Genomic DNA, 3,335 nt, shown 5'->3' on the forward strand with positions numbered 1-3,335 from the left:
GTCCCTTGGTGGGGGCGGTCGTGCCTGATCCCGTATTCGCGTCGTACGTGATCTGCGACGCGTTCGCCTTCCACTGCGCAGTGAGGGTCACGACACCGCCGCTAGTGGTGGTCAGATCCTGGACTTTCTGCCTGTCCGTGTAGGTGTGTCCCTTGTCGTCCTTCCATCCGGTGAACGTGTAGCCGTGGCGGGTGAACGCGTTCGCGGGAAGGGTGACCTGCTGTCCGGTCTTGGCCGGCACGTCGGCCATGGTGCCGGTGCCGTTGTTCGCGTTGAAGCGGATCGTGTATGGTTTGCGTTCCTTCCATTGCGCGTACAGGGTGAGGTTGCCGGTGACAGGCTTGGAGAAATCGTAGGCGCCGGATGATCCGTCCCTGGACGTGGACCATGACACGAGATCATGATCCGTCCAGACTGGCAGCGGGTTGGGTTGGGTGGCTGGCTTGTTGCCGCCGGTGAACGTGTTCTTCGTGGTCACGTCGTTGCCAAAGTTGCCGCCGTTCGCGTCGTACACGACGCGATGCTCGCCATCGGCGAACAGGGTCTCGCGGAAGACGACACTGTATTTGGCGCCCGCGTTCAAATTCAGGGTGGGCGTGATGTGGTAGATGGCGGTGTCCACGCCGCTGGACAGTAGCTGGCCGTTCTTCTTGCCGAACGCGTCCACGCCGCTGGCATAGTCATGATATTTGCCGGCCATGGTTTTGGCGATGCCCTTGACCGGGTCGAACGCGAGCGTGAACCCGTCGGCGCCGATGTAGCCGCCGTTGACGCCGTCCGCGTAGATCGGGATCATGTCATTGCCGTTCAGTTCGGTGTCGGGGGCGAATGCGACGGTTCCGGTGAACTTGGCTGTCGCGGTCAGGTCGATGTAGTGCATGATGTCGCCGTCGCCGGTGACCTCCATGGTCTCGACCATGTCGAAATCGCCCCATGTGCCGGTGCTGCGCACCTTCTGCCTGGACATCTCTAACTTGCTATAGGAGGCGCCTGTCTCCGTACCGTTGATGTACATCAAGCATGTATTTTGCGTGCCAAAGTGGTAGAGATACGTCCAGGATCCTTTGGAGGAGGAGATCTCGATCGGGGACGTATAGCAGGCCAACCGAGGTTTGACCAGTCCTGTCACGGTGTAGCGTGTGCCCAACCGGTCATACGTGACATTCGAAAGATCAGTGTCTACTGAGGCAGTTTCCCAGTTATCGGCCGCGACCGCAGAGCCGGGAGCTAGAGCCGAGACGAGCATGAGGGCGGCAATAACCGCCCCCCCCCGTTTGAAGACGTTCATCAATATTCCTTTCCCGAGAAGTCTCATGCGCGCTTCGAAACACGACATCGACGCCGGGCATGCGACGGTGAAAACAACACCCCAACAACAAGGAACCAAAAACCCGGCATCCGATACCAGCCATCATGACATCGGCCTATCCAAGGGCGATCCCGAAAAACCCACTGGAAAACAGGAACACGCCCTTATGGGAAGGGAAAGAATTCGGCCCACCCGACCGGTTTCGGAAAGAATGAGCCTGCCTTGTCCTGCGGCACTCGAGACCCCGAAACGTCGGCGGAACATCGAAGCCGGGCGCAGACCAATTCACGATGAGCGGTTCACCGCCGGAGCCCGATGGGATCGTCGGACGAACGGTGTCATGGGGCCATAAGTCCTTGGTTCCGTCAGGCTCGCAGAGTCGATGAGGTTTGGCTGCCGGTCAGTACCAGTGGGGGCTTCTGGACTGCCATGTGGCCCATGCCGAGCAGGGTGTCTTGTAGCGTTGCCGGATGTAGGTGAGCCCCCAGGTGATCTGTGTGGCCGCGTTGGTCTTCCAGTCCTGTCCGGCGGAGGCCATCTTGCTGCCGGGCAGGGCCTGTGGGATGCCGTACGCGCCGGAGGTCGGGTTGGTGGCGGTCACGTTCCAGTTGGATTCGTGCTCCCAGAGTTGGACGAGGCACTGGTATTGGCTGTCGTCCCACCCGTATTCCTGGACCTTTTTCTTGGCGATGGCTTTGGCGTCGCCGCCGGTCGCGTTGTCGCCGGCCGGGTCGCCGACCGCGCATTGTTCGACCGAACCGCCGGACCCGGACGCGCCGGTGCCGGTGATCGCGGAGTTGGGCAGGATGTACGTGCCGCCGTTCTTGATCGGCAGGGTCCGGCTGTATACCTTGTAGCCGGCGCCCTTCTCGCTGGTGGTGATGGTGCCCTTCGCGGTGTCGACGGATTCGACCACGAGCACATGCCCGTAGCTGCGGCTGGAGCCGAGCAGGCCGGCGGGCACGCTCATCAGGGCGCCGGCGACGGGAGCGGTCTTCGTGGTCTTGAACCCGGCCTTGGCAGCGCTGCGCGCCCAGTCCTGGCCGTTGCCCCAATGCGAGCCGATGCCCTTCCAGCCGATCTTGTAGCCGCGGATGCACGCGTACCATGTGCACTGGCCGTACGCGTACGCGGCGCAGATGTTGTTCGGTCCCTGCTGGCCGCCGAACCAGGCGCGTACCCCGTTCTCGTCCAGTCCGACCGGGTTGACGGCGCCGGTCGAACCGCTGGTGCCCGTGGCCTGTGTGGAACCGGACACGGCCTGCTGGACGCCGCCCTTCAACCGGTACACGGCCTGGAAGTTCTCGTACAGGCTGCGCACGGTGATCTCCTTGCCGGTCTGGTCGCCGGGCGTACGCCCCTGGATGCCGCCGTTCTCGTCATGGTCGGCGGTCACGACCTTGTTGTCGCCCGCGTAGATCTCGGTGTGGCCCGGATTCCACAGGATGTCGCCGGTCTGCAGGTTGTCACGGCTGAACGAGATCTTCTCGAACCCGGCCTTGATGAGCGCGAGACCTTCGTTGCCCGTGTAGAACGGGGTGGAGCCCACGTCGAATCCAGCCTGTTTCAACGCGTACCACACCAAACTGGAGCAGTCGAAGTCGGGGTTGCCGCCACGGTTGGGCTGCGAGTAGCCGTGCTTGTCGTCGTCGGCGATTTGTTTGGCGGCAGCGACCCACGAGGTCGGTGAGGAGGAGTCGCCCGAGCACAGGCCGGCGCTGTTCGCCTGGACCATGGCCGTGATCAGGGTGATCGCGCTGACCAGTACGATCACGACACCGACCACGAGGCCGGCACCCAGGACGCCGAGGCCGAGCAACAGCCCGCCGGCGCCGGAACCGCTCTTGCTTTCCTTGCTGTTGCCGGCCATATGGTCCTCCCTCCCGCGTGTGTTTCAACCCACACCACACGGGAAGAAGGAAACCGTCAGCCGATACCGATACCAGAAAGGGCGGCGGGATCAGTCGCCGGCGGGCGGGGCGGGGGGGGGTTCTTGCCTTTTCGGCGGGGCCCCTCCTACCCCCGC

At 63.1% G+C, this 3,335-nt stretch carries 2 protein-coding genes (1 of these 2 running past the window's edge); both read right to left on the reverse strand.

Going from position 1 to position 3,335, the window contains the following annotated elements; translation table 11 throughout:
• Positions 1-1,336 carry the beginning of an InlB B-repeat-containing protein gene (locus CSQ85_RS09385; protein ID WP_150383853.1) on the reverse strand. It extends 2,168 nt beyond the left edge of the window, so the window shows 1,336 of its 3,504 coding nt (coding positions 1-1,336); it begins with the start codon at positions 1,334-1,336; its stop codon lies off the left edge, out of view.
• A 373-nt stretch (positions 1,337-1,709) separates the two neighbouring features.
• Positions 1,710-3,179: an aggregation-promoting factor C-terminal-like domain-containing protein gene (locus CSQ85_RS09390; RefSeq protein WP_150383854.1), complete on the reverse strand. Its 1,470-nt coding sequence runs from the start codon at positions 3,177-3,179 to the stop codon at positions 1,710-1,712.
• Between the last annotated feature and the right edge of the window lie 156 nt (positions 3,180-3,335).

Origin of the sequence: Bifidobacterium rousetti (assembly GCF_008698235.1) — a bacterium.
In the GTDB taxonomy this organism is placed as follows: domain Bacteria; phylum Actinomycetota; class Actinomycetes; order Actinomycetales; family Bifidobacteriaceae; genus Bifidobacterium; species Bifidobacterium rousetti.

Bases quoted from the DNA above. Each gene is read 5' to 3' on its own strand.
- CSQ85_RS09390 (WP_150383854.1), bottom strand. From the start codon at position 3,179: ATGGCCGGCAACAGCAAGGAAAGCAAGAGCGGTTCCGGCGCCGGCGGG.